The organism is Romboutsia timonensis (assembly GCF_900106845.1).
GTDB classification, from domain to species: Bacteria; Bacillota; Clostridia; order Peptostreptococcales; family Peptostreptococcaceae; genus Romboutsia; species Romboutsia timonensis.
This window is the reverse complement of the sequence record NZ_LT629850.1, coordinates 1335764-1356089: the sequence shown is the minus strand read 5'-3', so window position 1 is coordinate 1356089 and position 20326 is coordinate 1335764. Positions and strand designations below refer to the sequence as shown.

Annotated in this window: 26 protein-coding genes; 23 read left to right on the top strand and 3 right to left on the bottom strand. The window is 25.8% G+C overall.

What is annotated here, in order from left to right; genetic code table 11:
* Nucleotide 1: 1 nt before the first annotated feature.
* From BN7997_RS08970 to BN7997_RS08945, 6 genes are all read left to right on the top strand, one after another.
* Nucleotides 2-1156, top strand: a complete 1155-nt coding sequence (locus BN7997_RS08970) for a siphovirus ReqiPepy6 Gp37-like family protein (RefSeq protein WP_071120468.1) — start codon at nt 2-4, stop codon at nt 1154-1156.
* A gap of 1 nt (nt 1157) precedes the next feature.
* Nucleotides 1158-1991, top strand: coding sequence for a hypothetical protein (locus BN7997_RS08965; protein ID WP_071120467.1), 834 nt, complete (start codon nt 1158-1160; stop codon nt 1989-1991).
* 10 nt (nt 1992-2001) lie between these two features.
* A complete protein-coding gene (locus tag BN7997_RS08960) occupies nt 2002-2955 on the top strand; it encodes a discoidin domain-containing protein (protein ID WP_071120466.1) in 954 nt (317 codons plus the stop codon).
* Between the two features lie 12 nt (nt 2956-2967).
* Entirely contained in the window at nt 2968-3654 is a 687-nt protein-coding gene (locus BN7997_RS08955; protein WP_071120465.1) for a hypothetical protein, read from the top strand.
* A gap of 78 nt (nt 3655-3732) precedes the next feature.
* Nucleotides 3733-4008, top strand: a complete 276-nt coding sequence (locus BN7997_RS08950; RefSeq protein ID WP_071120464.1) for a hypothetical protein — start codon at nt 3733-3735, stop codon at nt 4006-4008.
* Between the two features lie 2 nt (nt 4009-4010).
* Nucleotides 4011-4685, top strand: coding sequence for an N-acetylmuramoyl-L-alanine amidase (locus tag BN7997_RS08945; RefSeq protein ID WP_071120463.1), 675 nt, complete (start codon nt 4011-4013; stop codon nt 4683-4685).
* A gap of 155 nt (nt 4686-4840) precedes the next feature.
* Here the strand turns inward: BN7997_RS08945 and BN7997_RS08940 are convergent, their stop codons facing one another.
* Nucleotides 4841-5512: a hypothetical protein gene (locus BN7997_RS08940; protein ID WP_071120462.1), complete on the bottom strand. Its 672-nt coding sequence runs from the start codon at nt 5510-5512 to the stop codon at nt 4841-4843.
* Nucleotides 5513-5830: 318 nt separating this feature from the next.
* Here BN7997_RS08940 and BN7997_RS15585 point away from each other — a divergent pair, with 318 nt between their 5' ends.
* From BN7997_RS15585 to BN7997_RS08905, 8 genes are all read left to right on the top strand, one after another.
* Nucleotides 5831-6007, top strand: coding sequence for a hypothetical protein (locus BN7997_RS15585; protein WP_154665243.1), 177 nt, complete (start codon nt 5831-5833; stop codon nt 6005-6007).
* 311 nt (nt 6008-6318) lie between these two features.
* Nucleotides 6319-6735 carry a hypothetical protein gene (locus tag BN7997_RS08935; protein WP_071120461.1) on the top strand — a complete coding sequence of 139 codons (417 nt, stop codon included), beginning with the start codon at nt 6319-6321 and terminating at the stop codon, nt 6733-6735.
* 12 nt (nt 6736-6747) lie between these two features.
* Nucleotides 6748-7005, top strand: coding sequence for a hypothetical protein (locus BN7997_RS08930; protein ID WP_071120460.1), 258 nt, complete (start codon nt 6748-6750; stop codon nt 7003-7005).
* Nucleotides 6995-9274 (top strand): type IV secretory system conjugative DNA transfer family protein, encoded by a 2280-nt coding sequence (locus BN7997_RS08925; RefSeq protein WP_071120459.1) that lies wholly within the window; start codon nt 6995-6997, stop codon nt 9272-9274. Before BN7997_RS08930 ends, BN7997_RS08925 begins: the two co-directional genes overlap by 11 nt.
* A 79-nt stretch (nt 9275-9353) precedes the next feature.
* Nucleotides 9354-10295 (top strand): IS982 family transposase, encoded by a 942-nt coding sequence (locus BN7997_RS08920; protein WP_071119283.1) that lies wholly within the window; start codon nt 9354-9356, stop codon nt 10293-10295.
* A gap of 179 nt (nt 10296-10474) precedes the next feature.
* Nucleotides 10475-10702, top strand: coding sequence for a hypothetical protein (locus BN7997_RS08915; RefSeq protein ID WP_071120458.1), 228 nt, complete (start codon nt 10475-10477; stop codon nt 10700-10702).
* Between the two features lie 110 nt (nt 10703-10812).
* The gene (locus tag BN7997_RS08910) at nt 10813-11013 is read left to right on the top strand and encodes a hypothetical protein (RefSeq protein ID WP_071120457.1); all 201 of its coding nucleotides are present in this window, start codon (nt 10813-10815) and stop codon (nt 11011-11013) included.
* 11 nt (nt 11014-11024) lie between these two features.
* Complete coding sequence (locus BN7997_RS08905) at nt 11025-11894, top strand: ParM/StbA family protein (protein WP_071120456.1); 870 nt, start codon at nt 11025-11027, stop codon at nt 11892-11894.
* 208 nt (nt 11895-12102) lie between these two features.
* Here BN7997_RS08905 and BN7997_RS08900 read toward each other — a convergent pair whose 3' ends face one another.
* Entirely contained in the window at nt 12103-12369 is a 267-nt protein-coding gene (locus BN7997_RS08900; protein WP_071120455.1) for a hypothetical protein, read from the bottom strand.
* A gap of 192 nt (nt 12370-12561) precedes the next feature.
* Between BN7997_RS08900 and BN7997_RS08895 the strand changes: the two genes are divergently transcribed.
* Genes BN7997_RS08895 through BN7997_RS08880 form a run of 4 tightly spaced genes read left to right on the top strand, consistent with a single transcriptional unit; the run spans nt 12562 to nt 14976 of the window.
* Complete coding sequence (locus BN7997_RS08895; protein ID WP_071120454.1) at nt 12562-12936, top strand: GntR family transcriptional regulator; 375 nt, start codon at nt 12562-12564, stop codon at nt 12934-12936.
* Between the two features lies 1 nt (nt 12937).
* Nucleotides 12938-13777: an ABC transporter ATP-binding protein gene (locus BN7997_RS08890; protein WP_074010967.1), complete on the top strand. Its 840-nt coding sequence runs from the start codon at nt 12938-12940 to the stop codon at nt 13775-13777.
* Nucleotides 13770-14414, top strand: coding sequence for an ABC-2 transporter permease (locus BN7997_RS08885; protein WP_071120452.1), 645 nt, complete (start codon nt 13770-13772; stop codon nt 14412-14414). The genes BN7997_RS08890 and BN7997_RS08885 overlap by 8 nt, the downstream gene beginning before the upstream one ends.
* A 10-nt stretch (nt 14415-14424) precedes the next feature.
* Entirely contained in the window at nt 14425-14976 is a 552-nt protein-coding gene (locus tag BN7997_RS08880; RefSeq protein WP_071120451.1) for a hypothetical protein, read from the top strand.
* Between the two features lie 119 nt (nt 14977-15095).
* Here BN7997_RS08880 and BN7997_RS08875 read toward each other — a convergent pair whose 3' ends face one another.
* Complete coding sequence (locus tag BN7997_RS08875; RefSeq protein WP_071120450.1) at nt 15096-15296, bottom strand: nucleic acid-binding protein; 201 nt, start codon at nt 15294-15296, stop codon at nt 15096-15098.
* A 349-nt stretch (nt 15297-15645) separates the two neighbouring features.
* On the opposite strand from BN7997_RS08875, the gene BN7997_RS08870 reads away from it, so the two are divergent.
* The 5 genes from BN7997_RS08870 to BN7997_RS08850 all read left to right on the top strand — a co-directional run bounded on the left by BN7997_RS08870 (nt 15646) and on the right by BN7997_RS08850 (nt 20019).
* Nucleotides 15646-16590 (top strand): SpoIVB peptidase S55 domain-containing protein, encoded by a 945-nt coding sequence (locus BN7997_RS08870; protein WP_071120449.1) that lies wholly within the window; start codon nt 15646-15648, stop codon nt 16588-16590.
* Between the two features lie 17 nt (nt 16591-16607).
* On the top strand, nt 16608-17312 hold the full coding sequence (locus BN7997_RS08865) for a hypothetical protein (RefSeq protein WP_071120448.1): 705 nt from the start codon (nt 16608-16610) through the stop codon (nt 17310-17312).
* Nucleotides 17313-17545: 233 nt separating this feature from the next.
* The gene (locus BN7997_RS08860) at nt 17546-17788 is read left to right on the top strand and encodes a DUF5658 family protein (RefSeq protein WP_071120447.1); all 243 of its coding nucleotides are present in this window, start codon (nt 17546-17548) and stop codon (nt 17786-17788) included.
* Nucleotides 17789-17862: 74 nt separating this feature from the next.
* Nucleotides 17863-18909: an IS1595 family transposase gene (locus BN7997_RS08855; protein WP_071120446.1), complete on the top strand. Its 1047-nt coding sequence runs from the start codon at nt 17863-17865 to the stop codon at nt 18907-18909.
* A gap of 108 nt (nt 18910-19017) precedes the next feature.
* Entirely contained in the window at nt 19018-20019 is a 1002-nt protein-coding gene (locus tag BN7997_RS08850; RefSeq protein ID WP_071120445.1) for a DUF4003 family protein, read from the top strand.
* The last annotated feature ends 307 nt before the right edge of the window (nt 20020-20326 follow it).

Genomic DNA, 20326 nt, shown 5'->3' with positions numbered 1-20326 from the left:
TATGCAATTATACGTACTAGATAGAAACTTTACAGTATTAGGAATTATTGATAATTATGAATGTTTAATGTGGAAAAGAAATTATTATAAATCTAGTATTTTCTCTATGCAAATAATACCTACTTTTGAACAGTTTGAACTACTTAAAAAAGGTAACATACTTCTTAAAAATGATAATACAAAAGAAGCTATGTATATAGATCATAGAGAGTTAGAAGAAAATGAAGATGGTGAAGAAGTATTATTAGTAGAAGGGTATTCACTAACTCAATGGATAGATAGAAGAATTACATTATATAAGCAACTTGAAAAAGGAAATGCAGAAACTGTTATAAGGAATTATATTAATACTAACTGCATTGATACAAAAGACATTAATAGAAAGCTTCCTAACCTTATTCAAGGAGTTAATAACAACTTAGGTCAAGAAGTAGATTATAACAGTCATTATAAACCTTTATTACAGGAAATAGAATCGATAGCAACTACAAATGAGCTAGGTTATAAAATAGATTTAGATTTACCTAATAAACAATACATATTTGAAGTTTATAAAGGTCTAGATAGGACAGTTAATCAAAATCTTAATTCAAAAGCTATATTTAGTACTGAATTTGAAAATGTAATCAAACAAAAGTATGTAGATAGCGATAATAATTATAGAAATATGGTTTTAGTTGCAGGAGCTGGCGAAGATGAAAATAGAAAAACTTTAACTTTAGGTATTGAAAACGAAGGGCTAAATAGATATGAACTATTTGTAGATGCTAGAGATATTTCAGATAAAGAAAGTAAAACTAGAATAGTTACAGATGAACTCACAGGGGAAGAAATAGAAGAAACTTATGAAGTGGAAATACCTATTGAAACATACAATAAATTGTTAGAAGCTAGAGGAAATGATAAGCTATCAGAATATACTAAAATAGAAACTTTTGACTGTGTTATATCTAATACTAATAATTTAATATATAGAACGGATTATGATCTAGGTGATAAAGTTAGCATTATTAATAAAAAATGGGGATTAATGCTTAATGAAAGAATTGTATCAATAACAGAAACCTATGATGAGGAAGGCTTAAATATTGATATAGAAATAGGTAATAATATACCTACTTTAATTGAAAAAATAAAAAGAAAAATGAGGCGATAGCATGGCAGAAAAAAGTTCATTTTTTACTTCATTAAATGGAGATAGAAAATATAAATCTAGTGACTTTGCAGAATACTTTAGTACTTTTATAGGAAATGGAGTTTTCCCTAATCCAAGCACTAATTTACTAGTAACAGCTAATGGAGATATGACTATAAATCTATCTCCCGGTTATGCTTGGATAAATGGTTATATGTATCATAATACTGATAATTTAACTTTAACAGTAGAATATGCAGATAGTGCATTAAAAAGAATTGATAGAGTGGTATTAAGATGTGATTTTATAAACAGAGAAATAAGAGCATATGTTAAAAAAGGTATATTTGCATCTAATCCTATTGCTCCTGATTTAGAACGAGGTGTTAATGCTTATGAATTATCTATATCTGATATATTAGTTGAAAATGGTATTATATCTATACAACAAAGTAAAATAACTGATACTAGGTTAGATGAAAGTGTATGTGGTATAGTTACACAAACAGTAAAAGAAATAGAAACCTCTGAATTATATAGAAAGCTACAAGGTTACATAGATGAAAGAGGACAAGATGTGCAGTACTGGATGGAGACTGCAATTACACAATGGGAAATAGACTTTAATACTTGGTTTGAAACTATAAAAGATATATTAAGTGGGGATGTGGCAGGGGAATTAGCTAACAGGATATTAGAATTAGAAAATAAAGTTGGTAGCGGATTAACTGCTGATAATATACTTATGCCTGATGGTTCATCAGTTAAAACAAGTATTTTAAGTTTACAAAGTGAGTTAGGAACAAATAGGGAAAGTTTGATAACTTCTTGTAATCAAATTATAGATTTATTATAGGAGGTGAAATATGAGAATACGATATATAAGGGATTGGTCAAACGGAAATACAAACGGGGCTAATAATAACTGGAATGAAATATGTGCTTATGATTATGATAATGTAAATATAGCCTTAGGAAAAACTGTAACATCTTCAAAAGTAGGAACAAATGATCCTTCTATTGTTACAGATGGAAGTGATGATATATCATTTACATTCTCCGACTTAGGAAATGTCACGATTGACTTAGGTGGCATTTACGATATAGATAGAATAAGAATAAGAAGATATTTCCCAAATGCTAACACTACAACTCAATACCATGAAACTAAGACAGAAGTAAGTGTAAATGGTCAAGATTGGATAACTGTCTTTGATTGTGCTATAGAGGGAAAATACTATGAAACTAGCGAAGGTAAAATAATAAATCTAAGAAAAGAAATAGATAAATTAGAAGAAAATTCCTCTTTAAAAGATGTTAAAGATAAAGTTATAGAGATTGAAAATTCTTTACAAGTTACAAAAGATTATTTTAAAAATGTACTTATTGATAAAGATATAGAATGTAATGAAATTGATGGAATGTTAAGTTTGATTAATAAAGTTAAAGATATTTCTATAGGTAAAAAATGGGCTATGGGTGAAGCCACAACTGGGACTTCGAGTTATCAATTCCCTTATCTTGGGGGGAATTCTGCGAATATGACTTATTTTGATATAGTTGGTTTGGATTTTGTCCCTACTTCAATTATATATATAGCAAAAAATAATTCAGTTGGATTCGGTTTTCTTTCTAACTTAAGCCAATATTATACAAATTTTTCTCCATATATTCAATTTGGAGCTAATCAAGTTCTCAATGCAGGGACTTCTAATATGTATTCAATTAGAGCAAATGAGAAAGTTTTTCTAAGTAATGGTAATGTAAGACTTCCAAGTACTTCTCAAGGAAGTACATACTCATGGATAGCTTTTGAATAAAGAGGTGATAAAATGATAAAACAAATAGGAACTAAAATATATTATTGCACTATTACAGGAAATGTAATAAAAATAATTGGTGATATGCAAGGGTATGTAAAAGAAACAACTTTTGATGAAGATATAGAAATATATACAGAGTTAAAAGAGAGGGACAAAAATACTATAGGGTTGTTACAGTTTAGCTATGGTGAATATCCTAAATTATCTAAAGATAGTACGGGAGTTATGGTAAACTTAGAAACTAAAGAATTAATATTTAGTTACGAAGAATTACCAACTCTACCACAAGAGCCTACTGAAATTGAATTAATGCAAGATAAAATATCCATTTTAGAAGCCGAAAATTCGGCTCTATTAGAAAGTCAGAAAGTTCAAGATAGAACTATAGTTGAAAATGATATGCGTATGATGGATTTAGAATGGGCCTTAGAGGACTTAATAACAAGTATAAATCCAACAGCAAAAATAAATTTAACGGAGGTATTTACTATGTTTGGAAGAAGTTCAACTTACTTTAATCAATTAAAACAAATGATAGAAATGGAAAACTATGATAGTAAAGAGGATATGGAAAGGATATTAAATAAATATGCAGCAGGATCTAGACCAAGAATAACTCAAGAAGAATATGACCAGTTATTCGATTTATTATATCCTCCAGTATATGATATCCCAACTACAATTCCAGAAGTATAGATTATAGGACCAGGAGAGGTTCTTTTTTTATGGCTAGAAATTAATCTAGCCTTTTATTCTTTCAAAAGGTGGTGTATTATGAATTTTACAGAAATAGTAGGTAGTATAGGATTTTATGGAGCTTGTATGGTAGCTCTTGCTATATGGGTAGATAAACAAATAAAAAATAATAGAGAAGATACTCAAAAAACTATAGAGATATTAAGGGAAGATTCTAAAGAAGATAAGGACAGGCTGTTAAATGAAATAGCATACAACAGAGAGGTCATAGCAAAAGTTGTAGCTACAAATGATGTACTAGCTAAAGATTTAACTGTTAAGGTAGACAAAATATTAGACAAGGTAGGTGTATAGTTATGAAAATATTAATATCAGCAGGACATACTCTTACTGGAAAAGGTACTGGTGCAGTAGGTTTTATAAATGAGAGTCAAGAAAATAGAGTATTAGCTAAATTTATAGTTGAATACCTTAAAAAGCTAGGTTATGAAGCAGATTATCATGAAGTAAATAGTGGAAGTGATTATATAAATCAACAAGCTAAAAAAGCTAATTCTAAAAATTATGATTTAGTTGTACAAATACACTTTAATCGCTCAGACAATGCAACAGCTAATGGTGCAGAGGTTATATATAGAAGCAGTAAGGGAAAAGTGTATGCTCAAAGAGTTCAAAATAAACTAAAGACTGAATTTAAAGACAGAAAAATAAAACATGATATAAATGATCTAAAACGTGATTTAGGTTGGTTAAGATTAACTAATCCACCTGCAATATTAATAGAAACTTGCTTTGTATCTAATAAAAGTGATACTGATAAATATACATCTAATAGAGAAAAGATAGCTAAATTAATAGCAGAAGGAATAGCTGATAAGACTATAACTGAAAATAATAATTCTAGCACTTCATCTATTGATAAAAAACTATATGCAGTTTGCGTAACTGCTTGTGAATATGAAAATGCTAAAAAAATGCAACAAGAACTAATAAACAAAGGTTATAAAGATACATATTTAATTCCAAGATAGTATGTTATAATATAAGTAACAACTCGTCGTGTTAGTAGTAGAACACATAAGAGATTCTTTAGCTACTACAGGTGGTAACTGATAACCAAATTTGCATAATATCAACAATAAAAATAAAATGCCAAGTTTTTTATACTTGGCATTTTATTTTTATATTATTGAATTTTTTCTTTATATACTAAATAATCGTTGATCCATGCTCCAGCAGAATTACAGTTGTCTTCGTATTTTTCAAAGTATTTATATTCATTTTTGTCTAAATATTTTATACCAGACTTACAAGCATCTCTAAGAGTAAAGAAAGCTAAGTGTAGATTATCTATAGCTTTATATTCATTACTCTCGCTACTATAATCTCTTTTTAAATCGCTTAATTCTTGCCAACATTTTTCAAGAATATCACGACCATCTGCAAATGTCTTTTGCATTTCTAATTTATCATTGTTTTGTGATGCTTCTTGTATAGCTGCAGGTATCACTGCATAGATTCCTTCATATGTTTCTAGTTTACTTATAAGTTCTTCACTGCTTAAAGTTTCTTTTTCTAAATTGTCTTTAGTATTAGTATCATCATTAGCTACTTCGACATTCTCATTGTTATTTGATGTAGTGTTGGTATCTGTTTGATTTTCAGAAACTATAAATGAGAATATTAAAAATGCAGAAGCACAAATACCTAGTATCATTTTACCTATTTTTTTATTTTTAGCTCCGTTTATAGCTAATTCAAAACTTAAAGCTAACAATGTTACTGGTAACAAAATGAAAGCTAAAACACCAAATATAATTTTCTTTCTTTTACTTAAACTTTTAAATTTTTGTAACATATAATCCTCCCTAATATTATAATTTTCCCCACAAAATGGATTGTAGCAGATTTATGTTTATATTTATAGTTATTTAAGAAAAAAACATAATAAATAGGTTTATATATCATTATTTATCACTAAGCAGCACCAAACTATGCCTCCTATAACTAAAATAGCAGGTCCTATTAATAATCCATATCCTAAATAATTTAAATTCATAATATCACCTCATAAAGTTTATTTCCAAAATTTATAAAAAATATAACTAGGACGTGCATCAATATGCTCCCGTTAACATAGAATGAAGTATAGCAACACAGAAAGGAGCACAATATAATGAATTCTAAGAATAAAAGTAATAGCAGAGAAGATTTAAGAATTAATGTATCCTTTAAGAGTCTAGATCCTGATGAAGTAGAGTTATATGAATGGATTAAAAGAAAATCTAAAGGAGTAGGTCCAAGTGGATTTATAAAGATGCATATGTTTGAACTTATGCAAAAGAGTGAGTAAAATTAAAGAGCTCCAGGACCGCCATCCATAGAGCTCAAATGTGAATGAATTATAAAAATATAATTCTGTTATACAATTCGATAAAAAATTTTAGAACCCTTCAATTAAATTCTAAAAATCTATTCAAGTGCGCCTGCACATAAACTAACGATAAATTAAAGCATATCAAAGATTAACAATTAGAAAAGTATTTTCTGAACAATATCTATAAGAGCAGCTGCTCCAAACCAATATACAAACGATGGCATATTAAAAACACCTCCGATAAAAAATTATAAGATTATTATTTACAAATTTAAGGGGGATTATTCATGTTATTAAATAGATATAGGGTTAAAAGTTACACTTTAAAGGAATTTAGAAAAGAGTACACAAGTAAAGATATTACTTTAGTAGAGAGACTTATAGATAATATAAAAAATAATAAAATTATGTATACTAGATTAGTTTTTATTACTGCTTTATTATTACACTTTAATATAAACTTTGTATTTGCAAATGACTTTAGCACTAGCTTAGATGCCGCTGGTATGCAAATTTTAGAGTTATTAATGGCATTTGCAAAATGGGGATGCATAGGATTTGGAGTAAAAGATATGATAGTAACTGTTTTAAATGGTGGAAATGTTAAAAATGCTATAAACAATGGATTAATATATATTCTAGCGTATGTATTTATAAGTTTATATCCTCAACTATTTGATTTATTTAGCAAAATAAAATTCTAAGGAGGGGTATATATGAACAACTTAAATTTATGGAATCCTTTAAGCTGGGGCGAAATAATGATTGAAGGAGCACATAATAAAATAAATATGATTTTAACTGAGATATTTAAAAATATTGTACTTTCTAGTTATTGGATATGTGTTATAGGTGGTGTAATTGGATTAATACTATACTTGTTTGGTCTTAAAAAAGGAAAAGATTTTGCTTTTATAGCACCTGCAATTTATATGATACTTAAAATATTAGGTGGTGTTTTAATTGGAATTTAAGAAAACTAAAAGTATTCCTATGAGTAAATTATTAGAAGTTAAGAAAGCTGAATATATAACAGTACAGTTAATACCAACTAAGTCAAATAAAAATAACTCTACAAGTAGCATAGCAACATTAATTAATAGCATGTATGTTAAAGTTAATAAACTTATAACTATAGAGAATAAAAAGCTCATAATAAAAAATACATTAAAAGCTTCTTATTACATTCATATAACTAAAAAAGATGTTGGGTTCTATTTTATAATACCAAAAGTACATTTTATAAAATTTAAAAGCAAGTTTACAGAAGTTTGGAAGAATATAGAGATAAGGGAAGTTGATAGTATTCCTATTGATCCTAATGAGTGCACTAAGTATCAACTTAGATATAGTATGAATGATTCTTTGAGTTTAAGCGTAGATAAAAGAAATAATGAGTTATTATCTTCTAATATGTCAGTTTTAGAAGTTCTAGAGCAAAATGAATGCGTAGGTATATTTTATAACTTTATTCCAACTAGCGAACAAGAAAGTAATTATTTTAAGATAACATATAAAGAAGCTATCGAACGATATAAAAATGGAGAAAACTTAAAAAAGAGTAAAAATGTTATCGATTTAGGTATTATTACACTTAAATTTTTAATAACCTTTTTAGATGACCTTGTAAATTCGATTTTAAGCACATCTAAAATTAATCATCAACTATTTATATCTACAAATAAAATAGAATCTCCTAGCACTGTTAGAAAGGCTAAAAACAATATATGTAAATCTCAAGTGATAATTTTAAGTAAAAGTGATAAAAAAGAGCGTGAAAAACAGTTATCTTTATCAGCTTGTAATAGTTTTGATGAAATATCTGAGGATAATAAGTTGGTAGGTAAAAAAATCAATAAGAAAATTAATATATATTCAACAATTATAAATGATGTAACTGTAAATATGACTAGCGAAGATGAATGTAATAATTTTATAGCCTTACCTGGAGCGAGTTTATTAAATCAATATAAAAATATAGAACATAAACAAACTAAAGAGAATCCAGTACCAGAAGAATTAAAAACAGGAGTTGTTAATTTAGGAGAAGTTAAATACAAGGACAATAAAGAATGTGCATATTTAAGCAATGATAAAAGTTTACAATCATTACCTCTAGCTATTATGGGAGGTTCTAGAAGTGGGAAATCTACTTTTAGTATAAATATGTGTAAGGATATTATAGATGCAGGAGAAGGTCTTATAGTAATAGATTTTATTAAGAATACAGAATTAGCAGAAAAAATAAAAGGTATTACTCCAGTTGATAGACTTATAGAAATAGATTTATCTAATCCTAAATGTATTCAATCATTAACGTATAATGAGATAAAAATTAAAGAAGGTATGAGCAAAGATGAAATACTTAAAATAGCTAGGATGCAAGCTAACTATGTATTACAATTAGTAAATATTATTAATAATGATGATAAACAGTTAGCACCTAAAATGAGAAAGTATTTAGGTGCAGCTGCAAGAGTTGCATTTTGTAGCCCTGGAACTAGCATGAAAGATATATTAAAGATACTTCAAAGTCATACAGTTAGACATGAGTTTATTGATAAATTATCAGATGAGTTAAAAATAGATTTAGAAGATAGTATTATAGCTTTAGAGGAGTTGGATGATTATAGTAAAGTAACAAAAGATAATCCTATTCCAATGATATGTGGGACTAAAGATAACAAGATAGAGGGTATAATAGATAGAATTGATTTATTAAGAGAAAATTTAGTTATAGATAGCATGTTATCAAAGGATCCTAAAGATAACGTTGATTTTGTAAAAGCTATGGAACAAGGTAAAGTTATATTAATAAGAATGAGGGATATAGACTTTGATGATGATATATCAATAGATATACTAACAACATTTTTTATTCAAAAAATTTGGATATCAACTAAAGTAAGAGGTACTATGCACGAACATCCTGGAAGATGTACAGTACTTATAGATGAAGTATTTCAATCTCCTACATCGCAAAAGTTATTAACTAAGCAGTTTGTACAGAGTGCTAAGTTTGGATTAAAATATGTTTTAACACTACATTATATGGATCAATTATCCAAAGAAGCTCAATCAGCTCTTAAAAATTCTAATGCAAGTTATATGTTAATATCGGGAGTAGATAAAAAAGCATTTGAAGCTTTAGAGGAAGAGTTTAATATTCATGGTTATTGCTTAGATGATTTACTTAATTTAAAACAATATCATAGCTTAAATTTAATTAACTCGTTGTGCTAGTTAATTTTTACAATAATAAAACTCCAACAAATATAGCACCCTAAGATTAGTAGCATTAATCTAAAGGAGGGTTACTATAATGTTGGAGCTTAATAATTATTATATCCAAGAAATTGAAAATTTAACTGATTTATTTACTATAATTTATACAATAGTTGATGATGTGTACAACGATATTATTCCTATAAGCATTAGAAATAGACGTAATATTAAGGAGTGTAAGCTTTCAGATAGTGAAATAATCACTATAAGTATAGTTGGAGAACTTCTGACTATTGACTCAGAAAAAGCATTCTTTAGTTTATTGAGCAGAGAATATATAAAACTATTTCCTAAATTAGGAGATAGAACTAGATTTAATAGAACTAAACGAAATCTACATGCTGTAATTAAAGAAATACGAGAATATATTTCAGAATATATTCAAGCGTATTCTAATAATATAAGAATTATAGACAGCATGCCTATTCCTGTATGTGAGTTTGGTAGAGCTCATTTTAGCAAGTGCTTTAAAGGCGAAGCCTCTTATGGTAGATGTCCATCAAAGAAACAAACATATTTTGGATTTAAGTTTCATGCACTTACTACAGTAGACGGTTTCTTAACTGACTATGTTATAACTCCAGCCAACATAGATGATAGAAATACAGTGTGGGATTTATGTGATAAATATAATTCTATTTCTATTATAGGTGATAAAGGATATGTCAATAAAAGGCTAACGCCTGAGTTAAAAGGTGAAAGAGATATAAATTTATTATTCTTAAAAAGAGGTAATAGCAAAGATAACTATCCAAAAGAAATAAGACAACTAATATTTAAAATCAGAAGAAGGATAGAAACCAGCTTTTCTCAATTAACAGAGCAATTAAATTTAAATAAAGTTAAAAGTAAATCAATGCTAGGATTTATAACTAGAACTTCGATAAAAGTTTTAGCTCATAATATTTCATTTTTAATAAATAAACTTATGGGAAATTATGATTCTATAGCTAAAATAAAAAGGTTAGTATTTGGTTAAAATTTACAAATACCAACCTATAATAAGGTATTATTTTTTGCGAAAAGCAATTTACTTTATTTGGAAAAATTTTAACTAGCACAATAGATTAATTAAATCTAAGGATGGATATCAATCTTTTATAACTAAACTTCCTCCAGAACTTAAAAATAATTAATAAAGAAAAGAGATGAATTAAAATGAACGATAGAGTAGTAAAAGCTATAAATAATATATTTAAAGAAGCAGGACATAAGGTTATAAGTATTACAGAGAATACTATAACTACTAGAAAATTTGAAGAAAAAACATACACATATAAGATAGATGGGGATTTGATAGTTATAAAAAATAGAATGGGGTTAAAAGTATTTGAGAAGTCTATACAAAGTTACCAAAATTTAAATATATCTATAATAATAGAATAATATTGTATGTAAATTACCTTAATAATGTTTAAAAGTGTGTAAATATACACTATTATAGCTATCAAACTTTACACACTTTTGAGTTAAGTACCTTAAAAAGGAGTAAAAATATGGCTAGAATACAGGTTAGCTTTAAAAATAATGACACGGAAAATAAGCTATATCAAGAAGTTATAAAGGCTTATGATAAGAGTGCATTTATTAAAGAATGTATTAGATTTTATTTAGATAACAAAGATATGAAATTACCAACAAAAGAAGATCGTAGAAGCGAAACTAATGAAATAGATAATGTTGATTGGGAATTTTAAGGGGGATCTAAATGAATTTAGGTATAGATATAGGTAATTATAATGTTAAAACAAGCGAAGGTATAATATTTAAGAGTGCAGTAAGTGAAAATATAGAATATGGCAATAAATTTGATAAAATTGAAATAGATAGTAAAACTTATTATCTTGGTACTGGTAGGTTAGAAATAGATTATAGAAAGTTTGATAAAGATAATTATATTCCACTGTTATTAGGGGCTATATGTAAAAGTAGTAATTCGATAGAAAATAAAATAGGTTTAGGATTACCAATAAAACAATACTATACATTTAAGGATGAATTAATAAGTAATCTAGTTAATAAAACTTATGATGTAGCATTTAATAATATTAGAAGGAGAATAAGAATAACTGATGTTCAAGTCTTTCCGGAGTCTGTATCAGGAATAATTGCTCATTTTAACAGTACTTTATTTGATGTTAAACATAAAGATATAGTGTCAGTTGATATTGGAGGAAAAACAACTGACATAGCTTTAATTAAAAATAAAAAGGTAATACAAAGCTCTCAAGTAAATACTGGTACTATAGATATATATAATTGCATAAAGAACTCTTTAGAAGCTAAATATTTTGATGCTAAGATCAATTTAGATGATATAAAAGAATATTTAGAAAACGGATTTTACTATAAAGGAGAAAGGCAAAATATAAATTTTGCTATAAAGAGCTGTAATGATTTATTTAAAGAAATTTATACAGAACTTAATCTTAATTATCCTATTAATACATCAGCAGTTGTTTTTCAAGGTGGAGGAATGGATCTTCTTAATTCTGTATTAAGTAAGAAAATAAGTAATATTATTAAGATAGAGGATTTATTTGCAAATGCAAGAGGATATAAAAGTTTATTAAAGTAAAAAAGAAGGATAAAATCCTTCTTTTTGTTTGTTTTATTTATAGTTTAAAAATACATAGACTTTGCCTAGGTTGCTATAGACTAACATAACCACTTCGCTCATATTCCACAAGCTTACTACGTTTCACTTGCTACATATTCGCTACGCATGTTATAGCATATGCAAAAAGAATATAAAAAAGTGCATGTCTATATATAAAATTTTATTTTTATGGTGTATCTAGCTCTATAATAATAGGATTCAAGTCTGGTTTATTATTATTTGTATATACGGTTATCTTTTTATTATTATTTTCAAATAAGATATCTTTAACTGATTTAATTCTTATGGAATCTAAAATTATACTAGAACCTTCTACCTTGCAATTTTTTAATATTATAGTTTTAGTATCTATAATTCTTAAATACTCTATTATTATTCCTATTTTTTCTATATTGGCAAAGTAATAAAAATTTTCATTTGCTATTATTCTCATAACGATACTCCTTACTATAAGAGGTGTTGATAACTTTGTGGATAAAATATTGATAAATATAAATTTATAAATAAAACTGACAATAAACTGACTTTTATATAGAAAAAATCACGAATAATATTTAAAATACTGGATTTTTTCACATCAACTGTATATACTGTTATTATATAGTTGATACAGAAAGGGGTCAAAATGAATATAATAATATCTAATTCATCAGAGTTACCAATATATCTACAGATAGTAAATCAAATAAAAGAAGCTATACTATCAAATAATTTAAAGGAAAATGAACAATTACCATCAATAAGAGCATTAGCAAAAGATTTAAATATAAGTTTTATAACAACTAAAAGAGCTTATGAAGAATTAGAAAAGCAAAATCTTATAAATACAGTACCTGGAAAGGGGTGCTATGTATCATCTTTTAATAAAGAGCTAGTATATGAAGCTAAATTAAGAGAGATTGAAGATAAATTAGAAGAATCTATAAACTTATCAAAAATAATAGGTTTACAAAAAAGTGAATTAATATCAATATTAGAAAGCTTATATGAGGGGGATTAATATGCTTAGATTAGAAAATGTAAGTAAAAGATTTGATGGATTTTACTTAGATAACATATCATTTGAACTAAAAGAAGGATTTATAATGGGACTTATTGGACCTAATGGATCAGGTAAAACTACACTTATAAAAATTATAATGAATCTATTAAATCAAGATGAAGGCAATATATACTTTAGGGGAGAAAATGTAAAAAATAATCCTATGAGATTTAAAGAAAATATAGGTTTTGTATATGATAATTTATATTTTTATGAAAATTTAAATGTATCTGATTTTGAAAAGATAGTAGCATCATTTTATAAGAATTTTGATAATAAAAAGTTTAAAGAGTATCTAGATAAATTTCAAATATCTAAAAAGACGAAAATAAAGAATCTATCAAAAGGTCAAAGTATAAAGTTGATGCTTGCAAAAGCACTTTCTCATTCGGCAAAGCTTTTAATACTAGATGAGCCAACATCAGGACTTGATCCTATATTTAGAAAGGATATGATAAAGCTTATTCAAGAAGAATTAGAAAGTGGAGATAAGTCAGCTATATTTTCAACACATATAACACAAGACTTAGAACATATGGCAGATTATATAACTTTTATAAATAAAGGAAAGCTTGTATTTAGTGAAAGTAAAGAGTTTATAGATGAAAATTACAAAATCATAAGAGGTAGTAAAGAAATGCTTGATAACACTAACATAGATTTTATAAAAAGAAAAGATGAACGATACTTTAGTGAAGGAATATTTATAGAATCAGGATATAAAAATAGTGATAATATATCTAAAGCAACACTAGAGGATATACTTTACTACATGGGAGGGGAGACTATAAATGATTAATTTACTAAAAAAAGATATAAGGGCATGCTTCAAGACTGATTTTAAAATGATAATAAAATTACTTGTAGGAATAGTTATATTTTCAACTATACTTATGCCATTTGCAACTGTAGCAATACCATTGTTTTTAAGTTATATATTTATAATTAAAAGCTTTCAAATAGATGAGTTAAATAAATGTGATTATTTTTTTAATAGTATGCCTATAGATAAAGAAGATATAGTTTATAGCAAATACATACTTTCAACAATTATAATTCTAATATCATTAATATTTAGTTATATATACTCTTATGTAATAAAAAGTATATGGTATGTAGATCTACTAACTATAGAATCTATATTAATTATTTTAAATTTATTATTACTATTAGTATCTATAACATTACCTATAATCTTTAAATATGGATATAACAAAAGCTATATAGCTATAAATTTAATTACAGGTATTACCTTAGTTATTGTTATCTTCTATTCAATGCAACCTATAGGTATTATGCGTTCATCAGATGGAGGAGCTAAGCTTTTATATAATAGTTTAAAGCTATTTTTAACTACAGGTGTATGCATAGTAATATATTTAGCTTCAATGTATATATCTACTAAAATATACACTAAAAAAGAAATAGCAAACTAGGGGGATTAATATGAATAAAAAGTTTATAAAAATAAGTTTAATAATATGTATACCTATAGTATTATTAATATCTTTTTTCGCTATAACAGTTAAAAGTATAAATGATGAACCTTTTGAAGAACCTGAAAAAGAAATAGCAATAGAATATAACGGTTATAAAGAAAATAAAAATAGATACACAATAAGTATATTAGTTAAAAATAATAGTAAAGATATAGCATCTTTAAATGATATGGAGCTTTCTTTTGATTATAAGTTTGATAATGAAGAAAATGTCGATGAAAATGGTTACTATATACAAAATAATGTTTATATAAAAGGATTTGAAGTAGATCAATTTGATGATAAGAAAATATATGGTATAGATTCAGGATGTGAAAAAGAAATAACATTTGAAATACCAAAGGGTATAAAATTTGATGAAGAAATATTTGACATTAAAAGACCTACTATACATTATAATGTGAATTTTTATAAGTTTAGAACAGGAAGCAGAAGTTTAATGTTAGGTAGTGGAGGTATAGGAGGTAGTATAACTCTTAATAGAGAAGCTTTAAACTAGTTTATTTTTATATAAGCTAAGTGTTAATACATATATTAAGAATGGTAAGATTTAAAAAAAACTAAAACAAAAAGGATAATTAAAACTTACATTAATTATCCTTTTTATTTTTGCTAATATTATCTACTTGAAATTTTATCTAATTTTTCAATGTATAATGATACTTCACCACATTTTGGACAAATTGCAACTTTAGGTTTTTCTATTCTCTCTGCAAATATAGCACTATTTTTAGTAATTTTAATACCATATGAAGCACCATCAACTTTAATATCAAAACCATTAACCATTTCAGAATCACATTGTTTACAAGTTCTCATTTTATACCACCTACCTTATGTAAATATTTAAAATGCGATACTTATTATTAAAAATTATAAAAAAAATTATAAAAAAAATTATAAAATAGATATATGTTATTATTTAAAGTATAGTTTCCCAATCAACTTTAGTTATAAGTAAAAAAAGAATAAGTGATAAAAATAATATTTCAGGAGTAATAAACAACTGACTTTGTTCACAATTCATTAGAAATCACCTCAAGAATTATTACATTATATTAATAAAAAATTATTTTTATGCAGATTATATATCCAAATATTTGACAAAGTAAAATATGAAATATTACATATCCTAAAATTAAACCTAGACATTAAAGGAGTTGACATAATGAAATTATTTAAATCGTTAATTTTAACTTTAGTTATAACATTGATATTCACTACATCACAAATATTTTGTCAGGATACAGTTAAACAGGAAACAATAAAGTTGGTTCCAAGCGGAGAGGTTGTTGGGTTAAATATAGAATTAAAGCATCCTTATGTGTATCAAAGATTAAGTGAAGATGAAAAGGATTTAGAATATGGAGATATAATATTATCAGTAAAATACAAACTTAAAAAAGCAAAATCAATAGATAAAATAAATGAAATTATGAAATTAAAAAATCAAGATATAATAGTAGAATTATCTAGAGAAGGAAAAAACTATACACAAAAGATGACTACAGATCAACTTAGGATGTATGTATTAAAAGAAAGTGTATCTGGAATAGGTACTATAACAGCAACAAATGAAAGTGGAGAATTTGTTGGGATATCTCATAGTATAAAAATGGCAAATAGAGCAATAGAGTTTAATAAATGTGAAGTTTTTGAAACGTCATATGTTCAAGAAATAAAATCTTATAAGGATAGAGTAGGAAGTTTAATAGCCAATATAACTGATAAAAAAATAGGTAGTGTATACTCAATGGGAGAATATGGAGTTAAAGGAAAGTATGATAATTTTAAATATTCTAAGAAAAAGTCTTTAGAAATAGCAGAACCTAAAAAGGGTAAAGCATATATATATTGTAAAACGCCAGTTACAAATGAACTAAAGTTACACGAGATAGAAATAACAAAAGTTGGCAAAGAATCTTCTCAAATAAAGATAGTTGATGAAAATCTAATAAAATATAGAGGAGGAGCAGTTGTAGGTATGAGTGGATCTCCAATAATACAAGATAATAAAATTGTAGGTGGATTAAGAAGTATAGTTATAAAAAATCCTACAAGAGGTTATATTGCTAATATTCACAGTATGTTGTATGATAGATATGAAATTTAGACATTGGAGAGAGTAATATGAATTTAAAAAGAATAACTATTATAATTATACTAATAATAGCAGTATTATTAGGTGTGTACTTGTTTGTACCAATTAATAATTTTAAAGACGAAGATATAAGCTATAAACCTAATAATAAAATAGAAGCTACCGACAATAAAGAAACTATTCCAACAATAGAATTCCTTAAATCTATATCAGGATTAAAAGCTAAAAATATAGAATTAATAGATAATCCAGTAGGAATTAAAGGTGAATTTTTAGCACCAAGAGAATCTATATTAAATGGAGTAGATTATTTCTTAAAACATACTGAAAATGATAAAATGACAAATGTTAAAGTAGATATAGGAGATAGTTATATAGCTATAAGAGTTGATTACAAAATAACTAAGAGTATAGCTACACCAATAGAGGTAAAAATAATTCCTACATTAAACAATAATAAAGATTTAGAACTTAAAATAAAAGAAGTTAAGTTTTTAGATTTAAAAGTAGCAGATTGGATAGTTAATATGGGATTAAAGAGCTTTATAAAAGATTGGTTCCCAAAAGATGAAAATATTAATGTGGAATTTAAAGACGGAGTTGTAGTAATATATAAAGATAACTTTAATGGAATAGAGTTAGATAAACTTAAAGTAGAATCAACAGGATTAAATATTAATATGACTATAGATTTAAATACTATAATTAAAAATATAAATTCTAAAAATAAATAATAAAGAGGTATGAAGAAAATAGCTTCATACCTCTTTATTATTTATCAAATATATTTAGTTGATGTAATTTTTATACTATATATTTCTATATTTATTACTATATAAATTATTTATTAATTCTTAAATTAATTAAATTGAGTATAAATAATATTAATAATAGTTAATACTTATAAGTAATATTAAAAACTTACAAATAATTATAAGTTTTAATTTAGAAATATAAAGGAGAATTTATGAAAAAAATACATATTAATGAACCTAAAAGTTATAAAGGACATAGTTTAATACTACTTCTTCTTTTAAATATATTTGATGGGTTAATAACATATATAGGTTTAGAATTTGGATTTTACCAAGAAATGAATGTGCTTGTAAATAATATATATAATTATAGTTCAAATTTATTCTTATTAATAAAAGTAATAATACCTACCGCTATTTTAATTTTAGGCTATGTTAGACAATTGTGTGATTAATTATATAGAAAATAGGTTATAATATAGCTAGAAACTATACTTCACCATATTATATAGAAAGGATTACTTATATTATGCAAAAAGCAGCTATAAAAGCCATAGTTAAAAATTTGAATAAAGAAGAACTTAGAGACTTAATTTCAGTAGCACAAGGAGTTTTAAGTGCTTTATTTAGTTGTGATGAAATCAAGGATAATATTAAGGAAAGTAGATTTTCTAAAGGATACGAATGTCCTAAATGTCAATGTAAGGATGTTAATAAAAATGGTAAGATTAGAGGTAGACAAAGATATATTTGTAAAAGATGTCGTTGTACTTTTGATGAGTTTACTATGTCTCCTTTCTCTAGCACTAACTTAGGATTAGATAAATGGCTTAAATACTGTGAATTAATGATATTAGGACTTTCTATAAGACAATGTGCAACTGAAATTGGAGTTGGAGTTAAAACATATTTTTATATGAGACATAGAATTTTAGATGTTATTAATCTATCATTAAAAAATGATATGGTTGAAGGTATTGTAGAAGTAGACGAAGTTTTTATTCGTCATTCATATAAAGGCAATCATTCAAAAAGTACAACTTTTAAAATGCCTAGAGAATCTAGAAAAAGAGGTAAAGGAAAAAAGGATAAGAAAAAAAAAGGTATTTCTAACGACCAAATTTGCATTGAAACTGGTATTGACCGTAAAGGGAATATAGTAATGGGAGCAGTTTGCAATGGTAGAATTACAACTAATGATATCGTTAGATTTTTTGATGGAAAAATAGGAGAAGATGTTACTTTCGTAGTTGATAGTCACAAATCTTATTTTAGTATAAATAAAGACCTAAATGTTGAGTTAAAAAGAGTTCCAAGAGGTAAATCTATGCTCGATAGTGTTTACCACCTACAACATGTAAATTCTCTTCATAGTGGCTTAAAGAGATGGTTAATGCCTTTTAATGGAGTTTCTACCAAATACATTTCAAATTACTTGGCTTGGTTTAAATTCTTGCAATTAAGCAAGAAGAATAAAAATAGCGATAGAATTAAGGATATGTTGGTTAATGTAGCAACTAAAGAAACTTACATAACTATAAACACTATTAGGAATAGATATATTGAATTAGCTTAAAGCTAAGAAAACTTTTGATAAGACTGTTTATTGATTGAAATATTATTTAACAAGTTATATAATGTGAGGAAAAATAATAGAGTAAATGATTATAAAGTGGGGGATTTTATGAAAGAATATGTAATACAAAATAAAGTAAAACAATTTATAGAAAACTATCAACAAATAAAAAAACTAAAAGGCTCATGGAGTATGGGAATGATACAATATAGCTGTGCTTTATCTTTAGCAATGAGAAATCAAGATGTAAATATAGAAAAGATAGAAAAAAACATGGAAATTATAAAAAATAATACAGGAATCTTTTCTAACTTTAGAGGTTATAGTATGTATTATATAGCTACATTACTATCAACTAAAGATAATGCGGAAAGTGAATTCAAGGAAATAATGGATATATTTCAATTGTTAAAAGAAAAGAGATTCTGGAATGATGCCTATTTACCTTTTGTAGCAATAACATTGTATGAAAATAAAGATAAGATAGATATAGATAATTGTATAAATAATATGAAGTATGTGTATGATTTTATGAAAAAACACCATCCATTTTTAACATCTAGTGATGATTATTGTAGAATAGCACTTATATCAATAAATTCAAGAAATTTAGATGAAGATTTAGAATATATTGAGGAGTGTTATGAAAAACTTAGTAAAAATGGATTTTACAAGTCAAATAATCTTCAATCTTTATCTCAGATAATGTGTTTTGATAAAGAGAGAAATGATGAAAGTATAAATAAAATTGTAAGACTTAAAAATTTATTGGATAAAGAAAAATGTAAAATAGATAGTTATGCTTATCCTATAATAGGAGCAATTGCATTATTAGATTGTAGTGAGGATATAGTAGTAAATCAAATAAAAAATGTATCTAATAAGCTAAAAGAAGTAAAAGGGTTTGGAGACTGGTCATTGGGAAAATATAATAGAAATATGATAAGTGGCGCAATAGTGTCATTAGCTTATGCTGATTATTTAAAAGAAAAAAGTAATATAGATGTTATAAGTAATAATATTATTTTAGATATAATAATAGCAATAGAGATAGCTTGTATGATAGCAGTGATTAGTACATCATCAGCCTCATCTACTGCGTCTAATTAATATAGTACGAACTAATTTATATAAAAATAGCTAGACAATGGAAATACCAATATGTCTAGCTATTTTTATTGATTACTTATCACACAATTATCTAACAGAGCCTAATTTTATTAGTATTAAATATTAAAGATAACTTATCAAAAATAACAAAACTATTTATATATACAGCTAATATAGTGTATGTATTTATAGGTTCATATCATATATTATTATTAATACAATTAATGTACTCTATATAATATATAAAAATGATGTATATTTTATATACTTTATGTTTATTTTATTTTTTAAGCTAATAACTTCATAA

Excerpts from the sequence above, each read along its gene's own strand:
- BN7997_RS08880 (WP_071120451.1), top strand. The coding sequence starts at position 14,425 with ATGAATAAAAAGTTTATAAAAATAAGTTTAATAATATGTATACCTATA.
- BN7997_RS08930 (WP_071120460.1), top strand. The coding sequence starts at position 6,748 with ATGAACAACTTAAATTTATGGAATCCTTTAAGCTGGGGCGAAATAATG.
- BN7997_RS08915 (WP_071120458.1), top strand. The coding sequence starts at position 10,475 with ATGAACGATAGAGTAGTAAAAGCTATAAATAATATATTTAAAGAAGCA.
- BN7997_RS08945 (WP_071120463.1), top strand. The coding sequence starts at position 4,011 with ATGAAAATATTAATATCAGCAGGACATACTCTTACTGGAAAAGGTACT.
- BN7997_RS08860 (WP_071120447.1), top strand. The coding sequence starts at position 17,546 with ATGAAAAAAATACATATTAATGAACCTAAAAGTTATAAAGGACATAGT.
- BN7997_RS08905 (WP_071120456.1), top strand. The coding sequence starts at position 11,025 with ATGAATTTAGGTATAGATATAGGTAATTATAATGTTAAAACAAGCGAA.
- BN7997_RS08970 (WP_071120468.1), top strand. The coding sequence starts at position 2 with ATGCAATTATACGTACTAGATAGAAACTTTACAGTATTAGGAATTATT.
- BN7997_RS08875 (WP_071120450.1), bottom strand. The coding sequence starts at position 15,296 with ATGAGAACTTGTAAACAATGTGATTCTGAAATGGTTAATGGTTTTGAT.
- BN7997_RS08955 (WP_071120465.1), top strand. The coding sequence starts at position 2,968 with ATGATAAAACAAATAGGAACTAAAATATATTATTGCACTATTACAGGA.
- BN7997_RS08940 (WP_071120462.1), bottom strand. The coding sequence starts at position 5,512 with ATGTTACAAAAATTTAAAAGTTTAAGTAAAAGAAAGAAAATTATATTT.
- BN7997_RS08850 (WP_071120445.1), top strand. The coding sequence starts at position 19,018 with ATGAAAGAATATGTAATACAAAATAAAGTAAAACAATTTATAGAAAAC.
- BN7997_RS08855 (WP_071120446.1), top strand. The coding sequence starts at position 17,863 with ATGCAAAAAGCAGCTATAAAAGCCATAGTTAAAAATTTGAATAAAGAA.
- BN7997_RS08870 (WP_071120449.1), top strand. The coding sequence starts at position 15,646 with ATGAAATTATTTAAATCGTTAATTTTAACTTTAGTTATAACATTGATA.
- BN7997_RS08935 (WP_071120461.1), top strand. The coding sequence starts at position 6,319 with ATGTTATTAAATAGATATAGGGTTAAAAGTTACACTTTAAAGGAATTT.
- BN7997_RS08885 (WP_071120452.1), top strand. The coding sequence starts at position 13,770 with ATGATTAATTTACTAAAAAAAGATATAAGGGCATGCTTCAAGACTGAT.
- BN7997_RS08910 (WP_071120457.1), top strand. The coding sequence starts at position 10,813 with ATGGCTAGAATACAGGTTAGCTTTAAAAATAATGACACGGAAAATAAG.
- BN7997_RS08965 (WP_071120467.1), top strand. The coding sequence starts at position 1,158 with ATGGCAGAAAAAAGTTCATTTTTTACTTCATTAAATGGAGATAGAAAA.
- BN7997_RS08950 (WP_071120464.1), top strand. The coding sequence starts at position 3,733 with ATGAATTTTACAGAAATAGTAGGTAGTATAGGATTTTATGGAGCTTGT.
- BN7997_RS15585 (WP_154665243.1), top strand. The coding sequence starts at position 5,831 with ATGAATTCTAAGAATAAAAGTAATAGCAGAGAAGATTTAAGAATTAAT.
- BN7997_RS08900 (WP_071120455.1), bottom strand. The coding sequence starts at position 12,369 with ATGAGAATAATAGCAAATGAAAATTTTTATTACTTTGCCAATATAGAA.
- BN7997_RS08890 (WP_074010967.1), top strand. The coding sequence starts at position 12,938 with ATGCTTAGATTAGAAAATGTAAGTAAAAGATTTGATGGATTTTACTTA.
- BN7997_RS08895 (WP_071120454.1), top strand. The coding sequence starts at position 12,562 with ATGAATATAATAATATCTAATTCATCAGAGTTACCAATATATCTACAG.
- BN7997_RS08960 (WP_071120466.1), top strand. The coding sequence starts at position 2,002 with ATGAGAATACGATATATAAGGGATTGGTCAAACGGAAATACAAACGGG.
- BN7997_RS08865 (WP_071120448.1), top strand. The coding sequence starts at position 16,608 with ATGAATTTAAAAAGAATAACTATTATAATTATACTAATAATAGCAGTA.
- BN7997_RS08920 (WP_071119283.1), top strand. The coding sequence starts at position 9,354 with ATGTTGGAGCTTAATAATTATTATATCCAAGAAATTGAAAATTTAACT.